The following is a 19545-nucleotide window of genomic DNA, read 5'->3' as shown; positions in this document are numbered from 1 at the left end:
CTTCTGTGAGGAGAATCCACCGGGACTCTCATCCGTCGAGGCGGCCTGGACCAGGCCATGGATTCTCAGGGCGGGGCCCGGGACGGGGCCATCGGCAGCACCGGGCCGGCGCGCGCCGTGGCCTCGGCGGAGCTGACCCCCAGCGGGCCGAGCCGGACCGGCACCGCGACGGCGACCTCGACGACCGCCCCGCCGCCGACCGTGCAGCCGGTCAGCCGGGCCCCGTTGGCGCCGGCCACCTCCTCCGCGACCGCACACGCCCGCGGGTCGCCGCGGACGGCGTGCTCGGCCGCGGCCAGGGCGGCGAGATCGGCGGCGCCGGTGGCCCGGTGCCGGCCGACCACCGCCGACCCGACGAGGACCGTGGCCACCCCGATCGCGGCGAGGACCCCGGACAGGGCGACGACCCACACCGTGGCCGCCCCCCGTTCCCCGGCCAGCCGGTGCCGGCGCGTCACCCGGCCGCTCCTCCGGCCTCCGCACTGCCCGGCTCGCGCTGGGCCACGGCGGACGCCGAGACCGGCACCCGGAGGGGCACCGGGCCCAGCGGTGCCACCTCGGCCACGACGGTGACGGTGACCGTGGCCCCGTCGGCGGCCACCGTGGTCACCGCCCGCGCGGGCGCGGCCCGAGCGGCGACGGCGGTCACCACCGCCGTGTCCTCGCCCCGCGCGGCGGCCCGGGCCCCCTCGCGGGCAGCGTCGACGCAGCGCAGCTGCGCCCCCACGACGGTCACCGCCGCCACCGCGCCCGCGAGCACGAGGAGCAGCACGGGTAGCACCACCGCGGTCTCCGCGGTGACCATGCCGGCCTCGCCACGGGCACCGGTCCGGGAGCCGGCCGCCCGACCACCTCCACGGAGGGCTGGCCACACGGTCAGGAGAGGGTGGCGAGCGCGTCGGCGACGAGGGCGCCGAGCGCGTCGACGACCGAGCCGCCGGTGACCACCCGGTAGAGGACCGCGGCGAAGGCGCAGGCCGCCACGGTGCCCACCGCGTACTCAGCGGTGCTCATCCCGGCCTCCCCGGTCGCCCGCACGCGGGCCCAGCGCACCCGCAGGCCGCCGGCCGCCGGTGCGTCCTGGGCCGGGACGTCGCCGTCCTCGGACGGCAACTCGCCGTCGCGAGAGGTCTGGCAGGGAACGGTCACGGTGTCTCCTCGGTGTCGGGCCCGACTCCCGGGCCGTGGGTCCGACCCTCCCGGCGCGTGGGGGCCGGCCACAGGCACCGACGCGATCTGTGGACGCCGCCGCCGGCTGTGGACACCGGCCGCGCCGGCACCCGAGCGAGGAGCTCAGGTGTTCGATCGGCCGCGGATCCGACCGTGCACGGTGCCGGCGGCCGACCCATGGCCCCGGTCCGCTGTCGGCCACCGAGTCGTTAGCATCACGGCAAGGCTCCCGAGAGGCAGCGATAAGCACCTGGCTGGCTGCGCGGCAACCTCTACTCCGTCTGAGGTGCTCCAGGGGAAGAGCCGGCCGTACGGCGACCGCCGACCGGCAAGGACGGATTCCCGTGCGCCGCGGGTCTCCGCGAGCGAAGGGAGACCGGCGCATGACCGACCCGCAGAGCTGGAGCTTCGAGACCCGGCAGATCCACGCCGGCACCAGCCCCGACCCCGCCACCGGCGCCCGGGCGCTGCCGATCTACGCGACGACGGCCTACCAGTTCCGCGACACCCAGCACGCCGCGGACCTGTTCTCGCTGGCCGAGCCGGGCAACATCTACACGCGGATCATGAACCCGACGCAGGACGCGCTCGAGCAGCGGGTCGCCTCGCTGGAGGGCGGCGTCGCCGCGCTGGCCGTGGCCAGCGGGCAGTCGGCGACGACGCTGGCGCTGCTCAACGTGGCGGAGGCCGGCGACCACGTCGTCGCCTCGGCCTCGCTGTACGGCGGCACGTACAACCTGCTGCACCACTCGCTGCCCAAGCTGGGCGTCACGGTGTCCTTCGTGGAGGACCCCGACGACCCGGAGAACTGGCAGTCGCTGGTCCGGGAGAACACCAAGGCCTTCTTCGGCGAGTCGATCGGCAACCCCAAGGGCGACATCCTCGACATCGAGGCCGTGGCCGGGGTGGCGCGCCGCAACGGCGTGCCGCTGGTCGTCGACAACACGGTCGCCACGCCCTACCTCGTCCGCCCGCTGGAGTCCGGTGCCGACGTCGTCGTCCACTCCGCGACCAAGTACCTCGGCGGCCACGGCACGGCGATCGCGGGGCTCATCGTCGACGGCGGCCGGTTCGACTGGCGCAGTGACCGGTTCCGCGGCTTCACCGCGCCCGACCCGACCTACCACGGCGTGGTCTACGCCGACCTCGGTGCACCCGCGTTCGCGCTCAAGGCCCGGGTCCAGCTGCTGCGCGACCTCGGCCCGGCGATCTCCCCGTTCAACGCGTTCCTCGTCGTGCAGGGCATCGAGACGCTGTCGCTGCGCATGGAGCGGCACGTGTCCAACACGCAGCGGGTGGCCGAGTATCTCGAGGCGCACGACGCCGTGGAGCGGGTGAACTACCCGGGGCTGCCGTCGTCGCCGTGGCATGCGGCACAGCAGAAGTACGCCCCGCGCGGCGCCGGTGCGGTCCTCACCTTCGAGCTGCACGGCGGGATGGAGGCGGGCAAGCGGTTCGTGGAAGCCCTCGAGCTGCACAGCCACGTGGCCAACATCGGCGACGTCCGCTCGCTGGTCATCCACCCCGCGTCGACGACGCACTCCCAGCTGACCCCGGAGGAGCAGCTGACCACCGGCGTCACCCCCGGGCTGGTCCGGCTGGCCGTCGGCCTGGAGGGCGTCGAGGACATCCTCGCCGACCTGGAGGCCGGCTTCCGCGCCGCCAAGGAGGCCTGAGCGTGGGCGGGGTCCGGGACGGCGGGGTCGGGACTGCCCCGACGCTGTCCTGGCCCCCGCCGCACCCCGGTGGCTGGCGCGACGGCGACCCGGTCGGCGACCGGCGCTTTCTGGACCTGGACGGCCCGTTCCGCTTGGAACGCGGCGGGTCGCTGCCCGCGGTCCGGGTGGCCTACGAGACCTGGGGCACCCTCGCAGCCGACGGCCGCAACGCGGTGCTGGTCGAGCACGCACTGACCGGGGACAGCCACGTCACGGGCCCGGCGGGGCCGGGGCACCCGACCCCGGGCTGGTGGTCGGGCCTGGTCGGGCCGGGCTCAGCGCTGGACACCGACCGCTTCTTCGTGGTCTGCGCCAATGTCCTCGGCGGCTGCCAGGGCACCACCGGTCCGTCGTCGCTCGCCTCCGACGGCGGCTTCTGGGGGTCCCGGTTCCCGCAGGTGACGGTGGGTGACCAGGTCCGGGTGGAGGCGGCGCTCGCCGACGCCCTCGGGGTCACGAGCTGGGCCTGCGTGGCCGGTGGCTCGATGGGCGGCATGCGCGCACTGGAGTGGGCGGTCGCCTTGCCCGATCGCGTCGAGTCGCTGTTCTTCCTCGCCTCCGGGGCGGTGGCCAGCGCCGACCAGATCGGCACCCAGACCACGCAACAGGCGGCCATCCGCACCGATCCGGCCTGGGCCGGCGGCGACTACCTGCCGTCCCGGGGTCCGGTCGCCGGTCTCGGCATCGCCCGCCGGATCGCCCACCTCAGCTACCGCAGTGCCGTCGAGCTCGACACGCGTTTCGGCACGGCGGTGCAGCCCGACGGCCGCTACGCCGTCGCCTCCTACCTCGACCACCACGCCGACAAGCTGGGCCGCCGGTTCGACGCGGGCAGCTACGTGCTGCTGACCGAGGTGATGAACTCCTGGGACGTGGGCCGGGACCGCGGCGGAGTCGAGGCCGCGCTGTCCCGGGTCACCGCCCGGGCGCTGGTGGCCGGCGTCGACACCGACCGGCTGTACCCCCTCGCCCAGCAGCAGCGGGTCGCCGACGCGCTCGGCGTACCGCTGCACGTCATCGAGTCCCCGTACGGGCACGATGCGTTCCTCATCGAGGTCGACGCCGTCGGCGCCCTGCTGCGCCGGCTGCTCGCCGACTGATCCCGCACTCTGTGCGGCGCATCGTCGGCGAGTCGGTCGAGGACGGCGGGGTCGACAGGACTCAACCGAAGACGTCCGCCGCGATGCCCAGCACGAGCGGTACCACGCCCAGGCAGAGGAAGGCCGGCAGGAAGCAGGCGCCCAGCGGGGCCAGCACCCACACCCCCGCCCGGCGGACGGCGGCGTCGGCGCGGCTGCGCTCCTCGGCACGTGCATCGGCGGCCAGCGACCGCAGCGCCGGGACGGCGGTGGAGCCGGACTCCCCGGCGCGGACCAGGACCCGGCCCAGGACGCCCAGCTCGGCCGGGACGTCGGACCACGCCCGGCGAGGCGAGGCGCCCAGCCGGTACAGGCCGGCCACCGTGGCCAGTTCCGGTCCGAGCGGGCCGGGCAGGGCCGTGGACACCGCGCCGAGCGCACCGCCCACCGGCAGCCCCGCGTCCAGGCAGACCGCGAGCAGGTCGCAGGCCACCGGCAGGTCCGCCTCCGGAGCCGGTCCGACCCGCGCGTCCTCCCGACCGCTCCGGCGCAGCAGTCGGTCACCGCCCACCGCGACCAGGCCGGCCAGCACGATCCCGGTCCCTCCGCCGACCAGGAGCGCGGCGGCCAGCCCGGCCGCGCCGGCCAGCAGCCACCGTCGGCGCGCGTCGGCGGAGCCCGCCCGTGGTCCCGAGCGGACTCGGCCGTCCTGGTCGACCAGCCACCGGGCGCGGGCGGCCACCGGTGGACACGCCGGCCAGCAGAGCAGCGCAGCCGCCAGCAGCAGGGCTCCCGCGGCGCTCACCGTGCGGCCCCCGTCACCGCACGGCCCGACGGACCAGCCAAGCCGACCACGCCAGCCCGGCAACCTCCAGCGCGACGCCGGCGACGAGCAGCACCTGCCCGGTGGCGGTGGTCGTCAGCACACCCCACGGGTCGGCTCCGACCCCGCCGCCCATCACCAGCCCCAGCACCGGCAGCCCGGCGAGCAGGGCCGTGCTCGCCCGCGACCCGGCGGTGGCCGACCGCAGCTCCAGCCGCCGCCGGGACCGCGCGCGCAGGTCGTCCTCCACCGCTCCCACGACGGCGGCCAGTGAGCAGCCGGTGCGCGAGCTGAGCCGCGCGGCCGCCGCCACCCGGCCCAGTGCCCGGCCGACCTCGTCGCCGTCGTCGGTCGGCTCACCCTCCGGTGCCCGCACCGCTCGGGCCAGCGCCCGGCCGCTGTCGTCGTCGGCGCAGGCGCCGACAGCGGCCCGGGTCGCCTCGTCCAGCGAGCGCCCGCTGCGCAGCTCCGCATCCAGCGCGGCCAGCGCCTCGACGAGGACGGCCAGCCGCGTCTCCTGCCGGAGATCCGCCCGGCGGCGCTGCTCGGTGCGGGCGGCGAGTGCCGCGCAGCCACCGGCGAGGGCCGCGACGAGCGGGGTGCTGAGCAGGGCGACGACCGCGGTGGTCGCTACGGCGGCGAGGACCGGGAGCGGGACCCTGGCGGCCGGACGGGTGCGGACGTCCGCTCGCCGGGTCACCGACCGCCGGCGGTCACGCCGGAGAGCCGAGCGCCCCGGCCACGACAGCAGGGCGGCGGCGAGGAGCACCAGCCCGCCGGTCACCCGGGCCCCGTCGACAGCAGCTCCGCCAGGCGCTCGGCGGCCGGGCACGGACCGCCGTCGGCCCGCCACCCCGCCTCCACGACGACGAGGTCGCCGGCGCGGCGGACCACGCCGATCTCCTCGACCCGCCGTCCCGACGGCGTGCGGCGCAGGTGCACCACCGCCGCCAGGGCCGCGGCCGTCTGGCTGTGCACCGCCGGCCGGTCCAGGCCGGCGGCCACACCGAGCGCCTCCAGCCGCGCCGGCACCTCGGCCGGCCGGTTGGCGTGCAGCGTGCCGCAGCCGCCGTCGTGCCCGGTGTTGAGGGCGGTGAGCAGGTCGGTGACCTCCGCGCCGCGCACCTCGCCCACGACCAGCCGGTCCGGCCGCATCCGCAGCGCCTGGCGCACCAGGTCGCGCAGCGTCACCTCGCCGACGCCCTCCACGTTGGCCGGCCGGGTGGCCAGCCGGACGACGTGCGGATGCGCCGGCACCAGCTCCGGGGCGTCCTCGCACAGCACGAGCCGCTCCCCCGGCGGGACGAGGCCGAGGAGCGCCGACAGCAGCGTCGTCTTGCCCGACCCGGTGCCGCCGGTGACCAGGAACGCCAGCCGCCGGGTGACCAGCGCGCGCAGCAGCTCGCCGGACACCCCGGGGAACGCACCGCGCGCGGCCAGGTCGGAGAAGGACAGCGACGCCCGGCGCAGCACCCGTAGCGACAGGCACGTCCCGCCGCCCGACACCGGCGGCAGCACCGCGTGGAGCCGGGTGCCGTCGGGCAGCCCGGCGTCCACCCACGGCGCGGCGTCGTCGAGCCGCCGTCCGGCCGCAGCGGCGAGGCGGACGGCGAGGCGGCGCACCGCGTCCTCGTCCGGGAACCGCACCGGCGTGCGCTCGAGGCCACCACCGCGGTCGACCCACACCTCGCCGGGGCCGTTGACCAGGACGTCACTCACCCCGGGCTCCCGCAACAGCGGCTCCAGTGGGCCGGCCCCGGCCAGTTCGTCCACCGCGTCGCGTACGGCCCGCAGGACGTCGTCGTCGCCGAGCAGCCCGCCGGACTCCTCCCGCACGAGCGCGGCGACCACGGCCCGCGTCGGGACCCCCGGCTCGAGCACCAGACGCGCACGAACCCGGTCGACGAGAGCCCCGGTCACGAGCCCTCCCCGTTTGCGCTCGTCGGCCGCGTTCGCGGCGCCGCTGTGTCCATGCGTGAGCTCGCCAGCTCCCTCATGCCGCGGCCCCGTCGGCCCGGGTCAGCTCGGTCAGCAGCCTGCGGGCCAGTGCGCCCAGCGGTGAGCGGCTCGCCACCTGCGGCGGCCTGCCCTGCTCACCGCGGGGCACTGCGGTGCGGTCGTGCCCCAGCTCGCCCAGCAGCGGCCGGCCGACGACGTCGGCGACCTCGCCGGCGGACAGTCCGCCGGGCACCGGCCGGACCACCAGCTGCGCCGGCGACCAGGGGGTGGGCCGGCCGTCGGCAGGCGGCTCGACCAGCAGGCGGGCGGCCGACGCGGCCCGGAGGCGGGCGGGCACGACGAGCACCGCGAGGTCGGCCTCGGCCAGCACCGCCCCGGCGGCCTCCGGGCCCGCTGTCCGGGGAAGGTCGACGACCACCGGCCACCCGCCCGCCCGCACGGCCTCGACCACTGCGGTCACCGCCTCCACCGGCACCTCTCCCGGCGCGGACCGCGAGGCGGCGAGCACGGAGACACCGCTGACCTCCGGGAGCGCGGCCATGAGCGCGTCGCCGGCCACCCGGCCGCGCAGCCCGGCCAGCTCGGGCCAGCGCAGCCCCTCCTCGCGCTCGGCTCCCAGCAGCAGATCCAGCCCGCCGCCCCACCCGTCGGTGTCGACGAGCAGGACGCCGTCCCCGCCCCGCGCGGCGGTCAGCGCCAGCGCCGCCGCCAGCGTGCTCACCCCGGCGCCGCCGCAGCTGCCGCCGACGGCCACCAGCCGGCCGCGGTCGACCGGACGGCGCAGCGCGGACGCCACCCGGGACACCAGCCAGCCCTCCTCCGCGGGTAGGACCGCCACCCGCTCGGCACCCCGCTCCACCGCGGCCGCCCAGACGGCGGCCTGCGGCTCCCCCGGTGCGACGACGACCACGCCGGGGCGGCGGGGCAGGACCTGGACGGGCGCCGAGCCGAGGACGTCGGCACCGAGCAGGACCAGCGGCGCCTCCCGGTGGGCGCGACGCAGCGCCGGACCGCCCGTGGCGACCTCCGGCTCGGCCCCTGCCGCGGCCAGCAGCCGCAGCAGGTCGTCGAGGAGGTCCTCGTCGGCACTGGCGACGAGCGGGCGGGCGGGGAGGGACCGGAGAGCGGACACGCCCGTCAGCCCAGCGCGTGGACTGCTGTGCCGGGAGGGATGGGCGGGATCTGTGGATGACCCGAACGGGTGTGGACGGCGCAGTGGGACAGGTCACTGTCGGCCGGTCCACCTACAGTCGTGAACCGTGACCCGCGCAGCGGCGTTCTTCGACCTGGACAAGACGGTCATCGCCAAGTCCAGCACCCTGGCCTTCGGCCGTCCGTTCTTCCAGGGCGGGCTGATCAACCGGCGCGCCGTCCTCAAGGGCGCCTACGCGCAGTTCGTCTTCTCCCTCGCGGGCGCCGACGCTCAGCAGATGGAGCGCATGCGGGCGCAGATCACCCAGATGTGCACCGGGTGGGACGTCGCCACGGTGCGCGACATCCTGCGCGAGACGCTGCACGACATCGTCGAACCGCTGGTCTACGCCGAGGCCGCCGACCTGATCGAGGAGCACCGGGCGGCCGGCCGGGAGATCGTCATCGTCTCCAGCAGTGGGGCCGAGATGGTCGAGCCGATCGGCGAGATGCTCGGCGTGGACCGCGTGGTCGCCACCCGCATGGTGACCGTCGAGGGCCGGTACACCGGCGAGATCGACTTCTACGCCTACGGGGAGAACAAGGCGGTCGCCGTCCGGGAGGTGGCGGCCGAGAGCGGCTACGACCTGGCCGACTGCTACGCCTACAGCGACTCGATCACCGACCTGCCGATGCTCGAGGTGGTCGGGCACCCGACCGCCGTCAACCCCGACCGTGCCCTGCGCCGCGCCGCTGCCGAGCACGGCTGGCCGGTGCTGGGGTTCAACCGGCCGGTCACCATGCGCTCCCGCTTCCCGATCCCGAGCACGCCGGTGATGACCGGTGCCGCGATGGGGGTCGGCGCCGCGGTCGTGGGTCTGACCTGGTACGCCCGCCGACGCGTGCTGCGGGAGGTCGCCGCGGTGCCGTCGGCACCGGCGCCGCTGAGCGGACGCCGGCGCCGCCGGGGTGCCTGAAGAAGGACCCCGCTACCCCCCACGCCTCGCAAGCTCGGCGCGGGACCCTGCAGCGGGGCCGTTCCAGCCCCTCACAGCGGCAGGCGCTCCCGCACCCGCTGCGCCAGGGTGCGCACCGCCGACACCGGCCGGAACGCCCGTGCTGCCGCGGTGAGCGCCGCCTGCTCCTCCGGTCGGAGGGTGATGTCCGCGGCGGCCGCGTTGGCCTCGACCTGCGCGACGCTCGACGCGCCGGGGATCACCACCCGGGGCAGAGAGATCAGCCACGCCAGCGCGATCTGGGCGGGCGCGGCGTCGTAGATCGCGGCGACCTCCCGGAGGACGTCGAGCAGCGGCTGGGCGCGGCGCAGGTTCTCGGTGCCGAACAGCGGGTTGGCCGCGCGGACGCCGCCGGGCCGGTCGTCGACGCCGTAGCGGCCACCGAGCAGGCCCTGGGCCAGCGGGCTGTAGGCCATGACGATGCGGCCCTCACGCTCGGCGAAGGGCACCAGGTCCTCCAGCGCACCGGGCGCGGCCAGGGAGAAGTGCACCTGGTTGCTGACGACCGGTCGGCCGAGGGCGGCGTCGGCCGCCTGCCACCGCGCGAGCGAGTAGTTGGAGACACCGACCGCGCCGATGCGGCCGTTGTCGAGCAGGTGCAGCATCCCGGGCATGGTCACCGAGTCCGGCACCAGCGGGTTGGGCTGGTGCACCTGGTAGAGCGGCACGCGCTGCAGGCCCAGACGGCGGGCGCTGCCGGCCAGCCGGTTGCGGACCACCGGCCGGAACGGGGCCACCGGGAAGACCTTGGTGGCGACGACGACGTCCGCCCGTTCCTCGCCCAGGGCCCCCCGAGGATCCGCTCGCTGCGGCCGAAGCCGTGGACCTCCGCGGTGTCGAAGAGGGTGACGCCCAGCTCGCGGGCCCGCCGGACGATCGCCCGGGCCTCCCCCGAGGCGTAGGCGTCGCCGTAGCCCCACTCGCGGGAGCCGAACTGCCAGGTGCCCAGGCCGACCCGGCTGACCGCACCGAGCGCGTCGGCGTCGAGAGTGCGCACGACGCCAGTCTGCTCGCTCAGGCCCGGAGTGGCTGTCCCGAGGAGTGCGTTCCCGAGGGTCTCCCGACCGGGACACGAGCAACGGCTCAGCGCCGGCCGGGGACGGCACGTGGCCGCGGTGTCGTCCGGCAGGACGACGGTGTCATCGCTCAGCCGCGCAGCAGGCTCTCGGCGATCGCCAGCCCCTCGAGCGCCCCGTGCTCGGTGGCGCGGCAGCAGTGCACCAGCCACGCGGCCACGCCGTCGGGTCGCCCGGAGGCGTATCCGGCCAGCGCGCGGGCGTACTCCTCGCGGCCCAGCTCGGCGAAGCCGACCTCGGGCACGGACACGGCCTTGGGGTCCAGCCCGCGGGCGATTCCGGTGAGCCGGGCCGCCGCGCGGGCGACGATGCCGTCGGCGGTGCCGAAGGGCGCCACGGCGGCCAGCTCGCCGTGCACGACCGCGGCCAGGACGACGGCCGGGACCGCGCTGTCCCCGGTGACCAGGGAGAACAGTCCACCGAGCCGCGGTCCGGCGTGCGCGCCCGGGCGGCCGAGGCCGGCGCGGTCGACGAGGTCGGCGGCGGCCAGCACGTGCAGCCTCGCCAGCACCTGGCCGGGCGCCTTGGACCAGGTCTCCACCATCGAGCCCAGGGCGACCGAGGTGCGCAGCGAGCCCTGCACGACCGGGTCGTCGACCTGCCCCGCGCGCATGTCGGCCAGCGGGACGTCGACGCCCTCGAGGGCCGCGGACGCACGGGCGCCGTGCAGCGCCGACTCGGTGCTGACCTCCGCCGACCGGTTGCGCATCAGCCGGTGCCGCAGCAGCCGGTCGATCCCGGCGCGGGCGCCCTCGGCGGCGTCCCGCACCCCGGGGAGGTCGAGCAGCGGGGCCAGCGGGTCGGCACCGGCCGGGCGGGCCGTCGGACGGGCGGCGCCGGGGCGCACGGGGATGCTCACGAGTCCTCCTCGCTGACGCTCGTCGGTCTGGTGACCAACGCTGCCGAGTGCACGGGCGAGCTCGCACGCTCGCTCACCATCGACGACCGTACGAGGCGGCCCGCGGTGACCGGCGGCACGCTGGCTACGCTGCCTGCCACCATGGCCCGGCCCCTGACCCTGCTGCTCGTCCGCCACGGGCAGAGCGAGTGGAACGCCGCGGGGCTCATGCAGGGCCAGACCGCGCACGTGCCGCTGACCGAGCTCGGGCACGCCCAGGCCGCCGGAGCCGCGCGCGAGCTGGCGTCGCTGCAGCCCGGCGCCCTCCTCTCCAGCGACCTGCGCCGTGCGGTGCAGACCGCCGAGCACTGCGCCCGCGCGACCGGGCTCGCGGTGACCACCACGTCCGCCCTCCGGGAGCAGGGCTACGGCGTGCTGGAGGGGCGGCCGTCGCGCGAGCTGTGGGACGTCGTCGACTGGACCGATCCGCACTGGGCGGCGCAGGGCGGTGAGAGCCTGGCCGAGCTGCACGCCCGCGTCGGCGCCTACCTGAAGCACCTCTGCAGCGAGCCGCCGGCCGACGTGATCGCACTGGTGACGCACGGCGACACGATCCGGGCCGCGCGGGCGGTCGCCGCCGGGCTCGGACCGGACGCGATGCCGGCGGTGACGCCGCACAACGGGACGGTGACGCGGCTCGAGCTGGTGCTGTGACCGCTCCGGGGGGCAGACGGTGAGCAGGGTCCTCGTGCTCGGCGGCTCGCGGTCGGGCAAGTCCGCGCACGCCGAGGCGCTCCTGGCCGGCACCGGCGCGGTCACCTACCTGGCCACCTCTCCGCCGGTGCCCGACGACACCGAGTGGGCCGAGCGGGTGGCCGCGCACCGAGCCCGGCGCCCGGCCGGCTGGACGACGGTGGAGACGACCGCGCCCAGTGACCTGCTGCGGCCGGGCACGCTGCTGGTCGACAGCATCACCACCTGGGTGGCCGCGTTGATGGACGAGACCGGCGCCTGGACCGACGACCCAGGGGCGCCCGGGCGGCTGGCGGCCCGCTGTGACGCGCTGGTCCAGGCCTGGACGACGACGCCCGCGCACGTGGTGGCGGTGTCGGACGAGGTCGGCCTCGGCGTGGTGCCCGAGACCCGCTCCGGGCGGTTGTTCCGCGACACCCTGGGCGCGGTCAACCAGCGGCTGGCGGGGACCGCCGACGAGGTGTGGTTCGTGGTGGCCGGCCTGCCGCAGCGACTGCGATGAGGTGGTCCGGGCCGCTGGAGTCCGCCGCGCTGCTCACCGTCCTGCGGGTGCCGGAGCGGGCCGCGGCGTCCACCCGCGGCGTGCTGCCGTGGGCGCCGCTGGTCGGGCTGGTCCTCGGCGGGGTGGCGGCCGGGGCCGCGGCCGCCGGCGCCCACCTGATCTCGCCGCTGACCGGGGCGGTGCTCTGGGTGGCGGTGCTGGCGGCGCTGACCCGCGGCCTGCACCTGGACGGGTTGGCCGACACCGCCGACGGGCTCGGTCCGCTGCGCGGCCGGGAGCGCGCGCTGCAGGTCATGCGCCAGGGGGACGTCGGCCCGTTCGGCGTGGTGACGCTGCTGCTGACCGTCCTGCTGCAGGTCTCGGCCGGAGCCGCCCTGCTCGCCGCCGGCGACGGCTGGACGGCGCTGTGGGCGGCGCCCCTCGTCGCCCGCCTGGCCATGGCCCGCACCGGCCTGCCCGGCGTCCCGACGGCCGCGGGCTCCGCGCTGGGCCAGTCGGTCGCCGGCACCGTGTCCGCGCGCTGGCTGGCCGGGTGCGGCCTCGCGACCGCCGTGCTCGTCGTTCTCTTCGCGCACGGGAACTGGGCGCTCGCCGGTCAGCTGGTCGCCAGCGGCGTCGCCGGCCTGGCCGCGGCCGAACTCCTCCTCCGGCGGGCGCGCGCCCGGCTGGGCGGCGTCACCGGCGACGTCATGGGCGCGATCGGGGAGGCGGCGGCCACGGTCACCCTGCTGGTGGCCGCGGCCGCCGTGACGTGATGGAACGGCCACCTGTGACGGACTGGAACGGCCCCCTTCCAGGGGCCCGCCCTGAGCCTGCGAAGGGTGGGGAGGAAGGGGGTCCTTCTACCTTCTTCAGCGGCGACGCAGCAGACCGCCGAGCAGACCGCCGAGGCCGCTCGCCGCGGTGGTGGGCCGCCCCCGGCCCACGCGACCCGAGGTCGTGCGGCCGTAGCCCCGGCCCGTGCCGGCCCGGCCGCTCACCGCCCGTCCCCGGGGTGCCATCCCCCGGCCCATCCGCCCGCCGCGGGCCGCGCTGCGCGCGGTGCCTTCTGCCGTGCCCATCAGTCGTCCGAGGATGCTCATGCTGGCAGGAGTACCCAGGTCCGGCCGGTCGATGCACCGGTCAGCCGGCCGCGCCCTGCTGCGCCGGGGTCTCGCCACCCTCGAGGTCGCCCTCGGTGTCGAGGTAGGCCTGCTGCAGTTCGGCCAGCAGCGCCGGATCCGGCTCGGCCCACATCCGCCGGTCCACGGCCTCGAGCAGCCGCTCGGCGATGCCGTGCAGTGCCCAGGGGTTCGACGTCTCGAGGAACTGCCGGTTCTCCGGGTCGAGCACGTAGGTCTGCGCGAGCTTCTCGTACATCCAGTCGGCGACCACGCCGGTCGTGGCGTCGTAACCGAACAGGTAGTCGACGGTGGCGGCGAGCTCGAAGGCGCCCTTGTAGCCGTGCCGGCGCATCGCCTCCAACCACTTCGGGTTGACCACCCGGGCCCGGAACACCCGGGCGGTCTCCTCGGTCAGCGACCGGGTGCGCACCGACTCCGGCCGGGTCGAGTCGCCGATGTAGGCGGCCGGCGCCGAGCCGGTCAGCGCGCGCACGGTCGCCACCATGCCGCCGTGGTACTGGAAGTAGTCGTCGGAGTCGGCGATGTCGTGCTCGCGGGTGTCGACGTTCTTGGCCGCCACGGCGATCCGCCGGTAGGCCGCCTCCATGTCCGGGCGGGCCTGCACGCCGTCCAACCCGCGGCCGTAGGCGTAGCCGCCCCAGACCGCGTAGACCTCGGCGAGGTCGGCGTCGCCCCGCCAGTCGCGGGAGTCGATGAGCGGCAGCAGCCCGGCCCCGTACGCGCCGGGCTTGGACCCGAACACCCGGGTCGTCGCCCGCCGCCGGTCGCCGTGCCCGGCCACGTCGGCGTCGACGTGGGCCTTCACGAAGTTCTCCTCCGGCGACTCGGACAGCCCCGCCACCAGCGTCACCGCGTCGTCCAGCATCGTCACCACGTGCGGGAACGCGTCGCGGAAGAAGCCCGAGATCCGCACCGTGACGTCGATCCGCGGCCGGCCCAGCTCCTCCAGCGGCACGGGCTCCAGACCGGTCACCCGCCGCGAGGCGTCGTCCCAGACCGGGCGTACGCCGAGCAGCGCCAGCACCTCGGCGACGTCGTCCCCGGAGGTGCGCATCGCCGAGGTCCCCCACACCGAGAGCCCCACCGAGCGGGGCCACGAACCGGTGTCGGTGCGGTACCGCTCCACCAGGGACTCGGCCATCGCCTGCCCGGTCTCCCACGCCAGCCGGGACGGGATCGCCCGCGGGTCGACCGAGTAGAAGTTGCGGCCGGTGGGCAGGACGTTGACCAGTCCGCGCAGCGGCGAGCCGGACGGGCCGGCCGGCACGTAGCCGCCGTCGAGGGCGTGCAGGGTGGCGTCGAGCTCGTCGGTCGTGCGCTCCAGCCGCGGGACGACCTCGTTGACGGCGAACCGCAGCACCGCGGCCACCTGGTCGTTTCCGGACCCCATGACCGAGGCGACCACGCCGTCGACGGCGTCCGGCGTCCAGCCGCGCTCCTCCATCCCCGACACGAGGGCGTGCGCCCGCGCCTCGACCGCGTCGGTGGTCGCCCGGTCGGCGCCGTCGGCCAGGCCGAGCGACTCGCGCAGCCCGGGCAGCGCCACGGAACCGCCCCAGATCTGCCGCGCCCGCAGCATCGCCAGCACCAGGTCGACGCGGTTCTGCCCCGCCGGTGGCGTGCCGAGCACGTGCAGGCCGTCGCGGATCTGGGAATCCTTGATCTCGCAGAGCCAGCCGTCGACGTGCAGGATCATCTCGTCGAAGTGCTCGTCCTCGGGCCGCTCGTCCAACCCCAGGTCGGAGTCGAGCTTGGCGGCCTGGAGCAGCGTCCAGATCTGCGCCCGGACGGCGGGCAGCTTGGCCGGGTCCATCGCCGCGACGTTGGCGTGCTCGTCGAGCAGCTGTTCCAGCCGGGCGATGTCGCCGTAGCTGTCGGCGCGGGCCATCGGCGGCACCATGTGGTCGACCAGCGTGGCGTGCGCCCGCCGCTTGGCCTGCGAGCCCTCGCCGGGGTCGTTGACCAGGAACGGGTAGACGAGCGGGAGGTCGCCGATCGCGGCGTCCGGCCCGCAGGAGGCCGACATCCCGACCGTCTTGCCGGGCAGCCACTCCAGGTTGCCGTGCTTGCCCACGTGCACCAGCGCGTGCGCATTGAATACCGAGCGCAGCCACCAGTAGGCGGCCAGGTAGTGGTGGGACGGCGGCAGGTCCGGGTCGTGGTAGATCGCGATCGGGTTCTCCCCGAATCCGCGCGGCGGCTGCACCATCACCACGACGTTGCCGGCCCGCAGCGCGGCGAAGACGACGTCGTCGCCGTCCACGAACAGCGAGCCGGGCGGCTGCCCCCAGTGCTCGACCATCGCCGCGCGCAGATCCTGGGGCAGCGTGTCGAAGTACGCCCGGTACTGCGCGGCCGGGATGCGCACCGGGTTGCCCGACAGCTGCTCGGAGGTCAGCCAGTCGGCGTCCTGCCCGCCGGCGGCGATGAGTGCGTGCACCAGCGCGTCGCCGTCCAGGTCGGCCACGCCGGGCAGCGCGCCGGGACCGTCGAACGGGCCGGTGTCGTAGCCGGCGCCGTGCATCGCGGCCAGCAGCCGGACGACGGACGCCGGGGTGTCCAGGCCGACGGCGTTGCCGATGCGGGCGTGCTTGGTCGGGTAGGCGCTCAGCATCACCACGACCCGCCGCTGCGCCGGCGGGATGTGCCGCAGCCGGGCGTGCGCGACCGCCGTCCCGGCGACGCGGGCAGCCCGCTCGGGGTCGGCCACGTAGGAGGTCAGCCCGTCGGCGTCGGTCTCCTTGAAGGAGAACGGCACGCTGATCAGCCGGCCGTCGAACTCCGGGATGGCGACCTGGTTTCCCACGTCGAGCGGGGAGAGCCCGTCGTCGTTCGCCAGCCAGTCGGCGCGGCTCGAGGTCAGGCACAACCCCTGGACCACCGGCACGTCGAGCGAGGCCAGCGCGCCGACGTCCCACGCGCCGTCGTCCCCACCGGCCTGCGCGGTGGCCGGCCGCGAGCCGCCGGCGGCGAGCACGGTGACGACCAGCGCGTCGGCGCCGCGCAGGACGTCGAGCAGCTCGTCGGGCACGCTGCGCAGCGACGACGTGAAGACCGGCAGCACGCGGCCGCCGGCGTCCTCCACCGCGCGGCACAGCTCCTCGACGAAGGCGGTGTTCCCGGCCAGGTGGTGCGCCCGGTAGTAGAGGACGGCGACGGTCGGGCCGGTTGTGGACCGCGGCTCGCGGTCCAGCACACCCCAGTCCGGCGCGATCACCGGCGGCTCGAAGCCCTCGCCGGTGAGCAGCACGGTGTCGGAGAGGAAGCGGTGCAGCTGGACGAGGTTGTCCGGGCCACCCTGCGCCAGGTAGCCGTGCGCTTCGGTGGCCACGCCCATCGGGACGGTGGACGACTCCATCAGCTCCGCGTCGGGCACCTGCTCACCGCCGAGGACGACGACCGGCGCGGGCCCGGCCAGCAGCGGCGCCAGCAGCTCCTCGTACTGCCGCCGCACGCCGAGGATGCGGACGACGACCAGGTCCGCGCCGTCGACCAGGGCAGCGATCCCGGCGTCGTCCAGCCGGGCGGGGTTGCCCAGCCGCCAGTCGGCGCCGCCGGCGCGGGCGGAGAGCAGGTCGGTGTCGCTGGTCGACAGCAGCGTGAACACGGGCGTCCTCACTCGGGGTCCGCGCCCCGGGTCGTCGGGCACGGCAGCCGCGGTGTCTGGCTCACCCCGCAGGGGCTCACAGTGGCGCGACCGCGCCGGACTCGCACCGGCTTCCTCGCTGCACTGCCGTGTTCGTCGAGACGGTACCGGCCGGCCGAACCCACGGATCGCACGCACGTCCGCCGCTGGGCTGTGGTCGGCGGGGACACCCCGCCAGGGGGGCGGCTGGTGCGACTACTGCGGACCCCCGAGCAGCCGCATGCCGGTCAGGCGGCGCCCAGGGCGTCGGCCACCCGGTGATGCGCCGCCGCCTCGCCGGCCCGGCTCTGCCGCTCCAGCGTGCGGGCCAGCGCCCGCCGCGCCCAGCCGTTGGCGGGGGCCATCTCCACCAGCCGGCTCAGCGCCTCCTCGGCCCTCCCCAGCTGCGCGGACCCGAAGTAGGCGCGGGACAGCAGCTCGAGCGCCGCCTCGTTGGCCGGCTCGGCCGCGACGAGCGGTTCGAGCAGCCGCGCCGCCTCGATCGGCTGCCCCATCGCGAGGAAGAGGTCCGCACGGAGGAACTCCGAGTGCAGGTCGCGCTCGAACGGCTGGGTCATGCCACGGACAACGACCGGGGGCGCACCGGCCTTCCCGCCGCCCGATCGTCGTCGGAGCGCGTCCAACGGGGCCGACCGCCGCCGGTCAGCGCCGGGGACGGCGGGACGTACCCTCGCCACCGCCATGACCGCCAGCCCCGCCACCGTCGCCCGCGGCCGCGCCGACGTGTGCCCGGGGGCGCTGCAGACCCACGCCGCCGCCGACGGCGCGCTGGCCCGCGTGCGGGTGCCCGGGGGCCTGCTGACCGGTGACCAGCTGCGGGCACTGGCGGCCGCGGCGCGCGAGCTAGGCGACGGGGCACTGGAGCTCACCAGCCGGGGCAACGTGCAGCTGCGCGGGCTGGCGTCCGGCGCGGAGGCCGACCTGGGCGACCGGCTCGCCGGCGCGGGCCTGCTGCCCAGCGCCACGCACGAGCGGGTGCGCAACGTCCTGGCCAGCACGCTCACCGGCCGCGCCGGCGGGCACGTCGACGCCCGCCCGTGGGCGCGGGCGCTGGACGCCGGGATCTGCGCCGAGCCCGCGCTCGCCGCGCTGCCCGGCCGGTTCCTCGCCACCCTCGACGACGGCCGCGGCGACGTCGCCCTCCTGGGCGGGGACGTCGGCCTGCGCGCGCTCGGCCCGGACCGCGTGGCGCTCACCCTCGCCGGCGCCGACAGCGGCCTGAGGACGACGCCCGACGCCGCGGTGGCCCTCGCCCTGGCCGCGACCCGCGGCTTCCTGGACGAGCGCGCCGCCCAGGGCGGCACCGCCTGGCGCCTGGCCGAGCTGGACGACGGCCCCCGACGTGTCGCAACCGCTCTGTCGTCCTCCGGACGACACCGCGGCCAGGTGCCGTCCCCGGCTCGCGTCGAGCCGCTGCCGACCCTCCTCGGGGAGGCCTCCGGCCCCCCGCTCGTCGGGACCCCGGTGGGCACGTTCCCCCAGGCGGACGGTCGGGTATCCCTCATCGCTGTCGTCCCGCTGGGTCGGCTGACCGCGGAGCAGGCCGACCTCCTCGCCCGCCTCGCGGACGAGGTGCAGCTGTCGCCGTGGCGGAGCGTCGTCGTCCCCGACCTGACCGAGGACGCCGCCGACGACGCCGCGGTCGTCCTGCACCGGACGGGCATGGTGCTCGACGCGGCCAGCCCCTGGACGCGGGTCACCGCCTGCGCCGGGCGGCCGGGCTGCGCGAAGTCGCTGGCCGACGTCCGGGCCGACGCCGCCCGTGCCGTGGCCACCGGCACCCTCCCGGCGGACGGCGCCCGCCAGCACTGGGCCGGGTGCGAGCGCCGCTGCGGCCGCCCGCGGGGCGACGTGGTGGACGTACTGGCCACGCTCGACGGTTACCGGGTCACCGCCGCTCGCTGAGCGGGCGCCCGTCGTCCTCCTGCTCGGGCACCCGAGAGCCGGCGGAGCACCTCCCGCTCCGCGTCGATTCGCTACGTCCCGCGTCTGCCCCGTGAGGACCGTGGCCTGTCCCGGCGACAGCTCCCAGCCGTACCGTCAATGGCATGACGTCACCATCGATGGGCCCGGTTGCCCGGGTCCAGGTCGACAAGCAGGGCCGGATGGTGCTTCCGCAGTGGCTGCGTCGGCGCCTCGTGACCGCGCCCGGAGAAGTGATGGTGCGCGAGACGCCGGACGGGGTGCTGCTGACTCCGGTCGCGCCGGAGCGGCAGGTCGAATGGGGAGCGGACGGCCTACCCGTCCTCCGACTCGGACGTCCGGCGACCAATGACGAGGTGCTACAGGCGATCGACCACGAGCGCGCCGAACGGTGATCGACACGTCGGCACTCGTGGCCGCGCTCGTCGCCGACCACGACACCACGCCGTGGCCCGACGGCAGTTGAGTGCCGACGCCGTGATCCCAGCGATCGTCCTCGCGGAATCGTTCTCCCAACTGCGCAGGACCTTCGGGCAGCCGGCGCGAGTCGCCGCGAGTCTGTTGCTGCCCTGGACCGAGCATGCCGAACGCATCCTCCCGACGACTCGCACGGCGACGGCGACGGTCTTCGCTCGCAGCGTCGAGCTGGACCTGCGCGGCAATGTCCACGACGCCCTCATCGCTGCCGTCTGCGCCGAACATGACGTCCCCCTGGTCACGCTCGACTCGCGGCAGCACCGCCTGGCCCTCGCACTCGGTGCCACGAGCAGGTACCTCCTGGTGTGAG

Annotated in this window: 21 protein-coding genes, 1 pseudogene and 2 riboswitches; of the genes and pseudogenes, 9 read left to right on the top strand and 13 right to left on the bottom strand. The window is 76.3% G+C overall.

Annotated features, from left to right (window positions below):
- Nucleotides 1–65: 65 nt before the first annotated feature.
- The 3 genes from E4P41_RS02370 to E4P41_RS02360 form a co-directional block, all read right to left on the bottom strand.
- Entirely contained in the window at nucleotides 66–458 is a 393-nt protein-coding gene (locus tag E4P41_RS02370; protein WP_135139277.1) for an Rv3654c family TadE-like protein, read from the bottom strand.
- Nucleotides 455–805 carry a TadE family type IV pilus minor pilin gene (locus tag E4P41_RS02365; protein WP_135139276.1) on the bottom strand — a complete coding sequence of 117 codons (351 nt, stop codon included), beginning with the start codon at nucleotides 803–805 and terminating at the stop codon, nucleotides 455–457. The genes E4P41_RS02370 and E4P41_RS02365 overlap by 4 nt, the downstream gene beginning before the upstream one ends.
- A 71-nt stretch (nucleotides 806–876) precedes the next feature.
- Entirely contained in the window at nucleotides 877–1149 is a 273-nt protein-coding gene (locus tag E4P41_RS02360; protein ID WP_135139275.1) for a DUF4244 domain-containing protein, read from the bottom strand.
- Nucleotides 1150–1395: 246 nt separating this feature from the next.
- Nucleotides 1396–1511, top strand: a riboswitch (SAM riboswitch).
- A 42-nt stretch (nucleotides 1512–1553) separates the two neighbouring features.
- Here E4P41_RS02360 and E4P41_RS02355 point away from each other — a divergent pair.
- Both E4P41_RS02355 and E4P41_RS02350 read left to right on the top strand, forming a co-directional pair.
- Complete coding sequence (locus E4P41_RS02355; RefSeq protein WP_135139274.1) at nucleotides 1554–2846, top strand: bifunctional o-acetylhomoserine/o-acetylserine sulfhydrylase; 1293 nt, start codon at nucleotides 1554–1556, stop codon at nucleotides 2844–2846.
- A 2-nt stretch (nucleotides 2847–2848) separates the two neighbouring features.
- A complete protein-coding gene (locus tag E4P41_RS02350; protein WP_245177057.1) occupies nucleotides 2849–3988 on the top strand; it encodes a homoserine O-acetyltransferase in 1140 nt (379 codons plus the stop codon).
- Between the two features lie 61 nt (nucleotides 3989–4049).
- Here E4P41_RS02350 and E4P41_RS02345 read toward each other — a convergent pair whose 3' ends face one another.
- The 4 genes from E4P41_RS02345 to ssd all read right to left on the bottom strand — a co-directional run bounded on the left by E4P41_RS02345 (nucleotide 4050) and on the right by ssd (nucleotide 7881).
- The gene (locus tag E4P41_RS02345; RefSeq protein WP_135139273.1) at nucleotides 4050–4772 is read right to left on the bottom strand and encodes a type II secretion system F family protein; all 723 of its coding nucleotides are present in this window, start codon (nucleotides 4770–4772) and stop codon (nucleotides 4050–4052) included.
- Between the two features lie 13 nt (nucleotides 4773–4785).
- Complete coding sequence (locus E4P41_RS02340) at nucleotides 4786–5574, bottom strand: pilus assembly protein TadB (RefSeq protein WP_135139272.1); 789 nt, start codon at nucleotides 5572–5574, stop codon at nucleotides 4786–4788.
- Nucleotides 5571–6710, bottom strand: coding sequence for a TadA family conjugal transfer-associated ATPase (locus E4P41_RS02335; protein ID WP_135139271.1), 1140 nt, complete (start codon nucleotides 6708–6710; stop codon nucleotides 5571–5573). Before E4P41_RS02335 ends, E4P41_RS02340 begins: the two co-directional genes overlap by 4 nt.
- Before the next feature lie 73 nt (nucleotides 6711–6783).
- A complete protein-coding gene (gene ssd / locus E4P41_RS02330) occupies nucleotides 6784–7881 on the bottom strand; it encodes a septum site-determining protein Ssd (protein WP_135139270.1) in 1098 nt (365 codons plus the stop codon).
- A gap of 127 nt (nucleotides 7882–8008) precedes the next feature.
- Here ssd and E4P41_RS02325 point away from each other — a divergent pair, with 127 nt between their 5' ends.
- A complete protein-coding gene (locus E4P41_RS02325; RefSeq protein WP_135139269.1) occupies nucleotides 8009–8857 on the top strand; it encodes an HAD-IB family hydrolase in 849 nt (282 codons plus the stop codon).
- A gap of 71 nt (nucleotides 8858–8928) precedes the next feature.
- On the opposite strand, the gene E4P41_RS02320 is transcribed toward E4P41_RS02325, so the two are convergent.
- From E4P41_RS02320 to E4P41_RS02315, 3 genes and pseudogenes are all read right to left on the bottom strand, one after another.
- On the bottom strand, nucleotides 8929–9633 hold the full coding sequence (locus tag E4P41_RS02320; protein WP_280658928.1) for an aldo/keto reductase: 705 nt from the start codon (nucleotides 9631–9633) through the stop codon (nucleotides 8929–8931).
- Nucleotides 9634–9746: 113 nt separating this feature from the next.
- Nucleotides 9747–9893 (bottom strand): annotated as a pseudogene (locus E4P41_RS23530) (oxidoreductase); the annotation flags it as partial.
- Nucleotides 9894–10042: 149 nt separating this feature from the next.
- Nucleotides 10043–10831: an oxidoreductase gene (locus tag E4P41_RS02315; protein ID WP_135139268.1), complete on the bottom strand. Its 789-nt coding sequence runs from the start codon at nucleotides 10829–10831 to the stop codon at nucleotides 10043–10045.
- Between the two features lie 30 nt (nucleotides 10832–10861).
- Here E4P41_RS02315 and E4P41_RS02310 point away from each other — a divergent pair, with 30 nt between their 5' ends.
- The 3 genes from E4P41_RS02310 to E4P41_RS02300 are packed head-to-tail and all read left to right on the top strand — an operon-like array spanning nucleotide 10862 to nucleotide 12820.
- Nucleotides 10862–11524, top strand: coding sequence for a histidine phosphatase family protein (locus tag E4P41_RS02310; protein WP_245177056.1), 663 nt, complete (start codon nucleotides 10862–10864; stop codon nucleotides 11522–11524).
- 19 nt (nucleotides 11525–11543) lie between these two features.
- On the top strand, nucleotides 11544–12065 hold the full coding sequence (gene cobU, locus E4P41_RS02305; RefSeq protein WP_135139267.1) for a bifunctional adenosylcobinamide kinase/adenosylcobinamide-phosphate guanylyltransferase: 522 nt from the start codon (nucleotides 11544–11546) through the stop codon (nucleotides 12063–12065).
- Nucleotides 12062–12820, top strand: coding sequence for an adenosylcobinamide-GDP ribazoletransferase (locus E4P41_RS02300; RefSeq protein ID WP_135139266.1), 759 nt, complete (start codon nucleotides 12062–12064; stop codon nucleotides 12818–12820). The genes cobU and E4P41_RS02300 overlap by 4 nt, the downstream gene beginning before the upstream one ends.
- A gap of 96 nt (nucleotides 12821–12916) precedes the next feature.
- Here E4P41_RS02300 and E4P41_RS02295 read toward each other — a convergent pair whose 3' ends face one another.
- The 3 genes from E4P41_RS02295 to E4P41_RS02285 all read right to left on the bottom strand — a co-directional run bounded on the left by E4P41_RS02295 (nucleotide 12917) and on the right by E4P41_RS02285 (nucleotide 17392).
- A complete protein-coding gene (locus E4P41_RS02295; protein WP_135139265.1) occupies nucleotides 12917–13147 on the bottom strand; it encodes a hypothetical protein in 231 nt (76 codons plus the stop codon).
- 40 nt (nucleotides 13148–13187) lie between these two features.
- Entirely contained in the window at nucleotides 13188–16796 is a 3609-nt protein-coding gene (cobN, locus tag E4P41_RS02290; RefSeq protein WP_135139264.1) for a cobaltochelatase subunit CobN, read from the bottom strand.
- 52 nt (nucleotides 16797–16848) lie between these two features.
- Nucleotides 16849–16911, bottom strand: a riboswitch (cobalamin riboswitch).
- 151 nt (nucleotides 16912–17062) lie between these two features.
- Nucleotides 17063–17392, bottom strand: a complete 330-nt coding sequence (locus E4P41_RS02285) for a tetratricopeptide repeat protein (RefSeq protein ID WP_135139263.1) — start codon at nucleotides 17390–17392, stop codon at nucleotides 17063–17065.
- A 124-nt stretch (nucleotides 17393–17516) separates the two neighbouring features.
- Here E4P41_RS02285 and cobG point away from each other — a divergent pair, with 124 nt between their 5' ends.
- The 3 genes from cobG (at nucleotide 17517) to E4P41_RS02270 (ending at nucleotide 19544) form a co-directional block, all read left to right on the top strand.
- The gene (cobG, locus tag E4P41_RS02280) at nucleotides 17517–18740 is read left to right on the top strand and encodes a precorrin-3B synthase (RefSeq protein ID WP_135139262.1); all 1224 of its coding nucleotides are present in this window, start codon (nucleotides 17517–17519) and stop codon (nucleotides 18738–18740) included.
- Between the two features lie 143 nt (nucleotides 18741–18883).
- Nucleotides 18884–19153, top strand: a complete 270-nt coding sequence (locus E4P41_RS02275; RefSeq protein WP_135139261.1) for an AbrB/MazE/SpoVT family DNA-binding domain-containing protein — start codon at nucleotides 18884–18886, stop codon at nucleotides 19151–19153.
- Nucleotides 19107–19544 carry a PIN domain-containing protein gene (locus tag E4P41_RS02270; protein WP_135139260.1) on the top strand — a complete coding sequence of 146 codons (438 nt, stop codon included), beginning with the start codon at nucleotides 19107–19109 and terminating at the stop codon, nucleotides 19542–19544. Before E4P41_RS02275 ends, E4P41_RS02270 begins: the two co-directional genes overlap by 47 nt.
- Nucleotide 19545: the final 1 nt, after the last annotated feature.

This window comes from Geodermatophilus sp. DF01-2 (genome assembly GCF_004571065.1).
Classification (GTDB): Bacteria; Actinomycetota; Actinomycetes; order Mycobacteriales; family Geodermatophilaceae; genus Geodermatophilus.
This window is presented reverse-complemented; position numbering and strand designations above follow the sequence as displayed.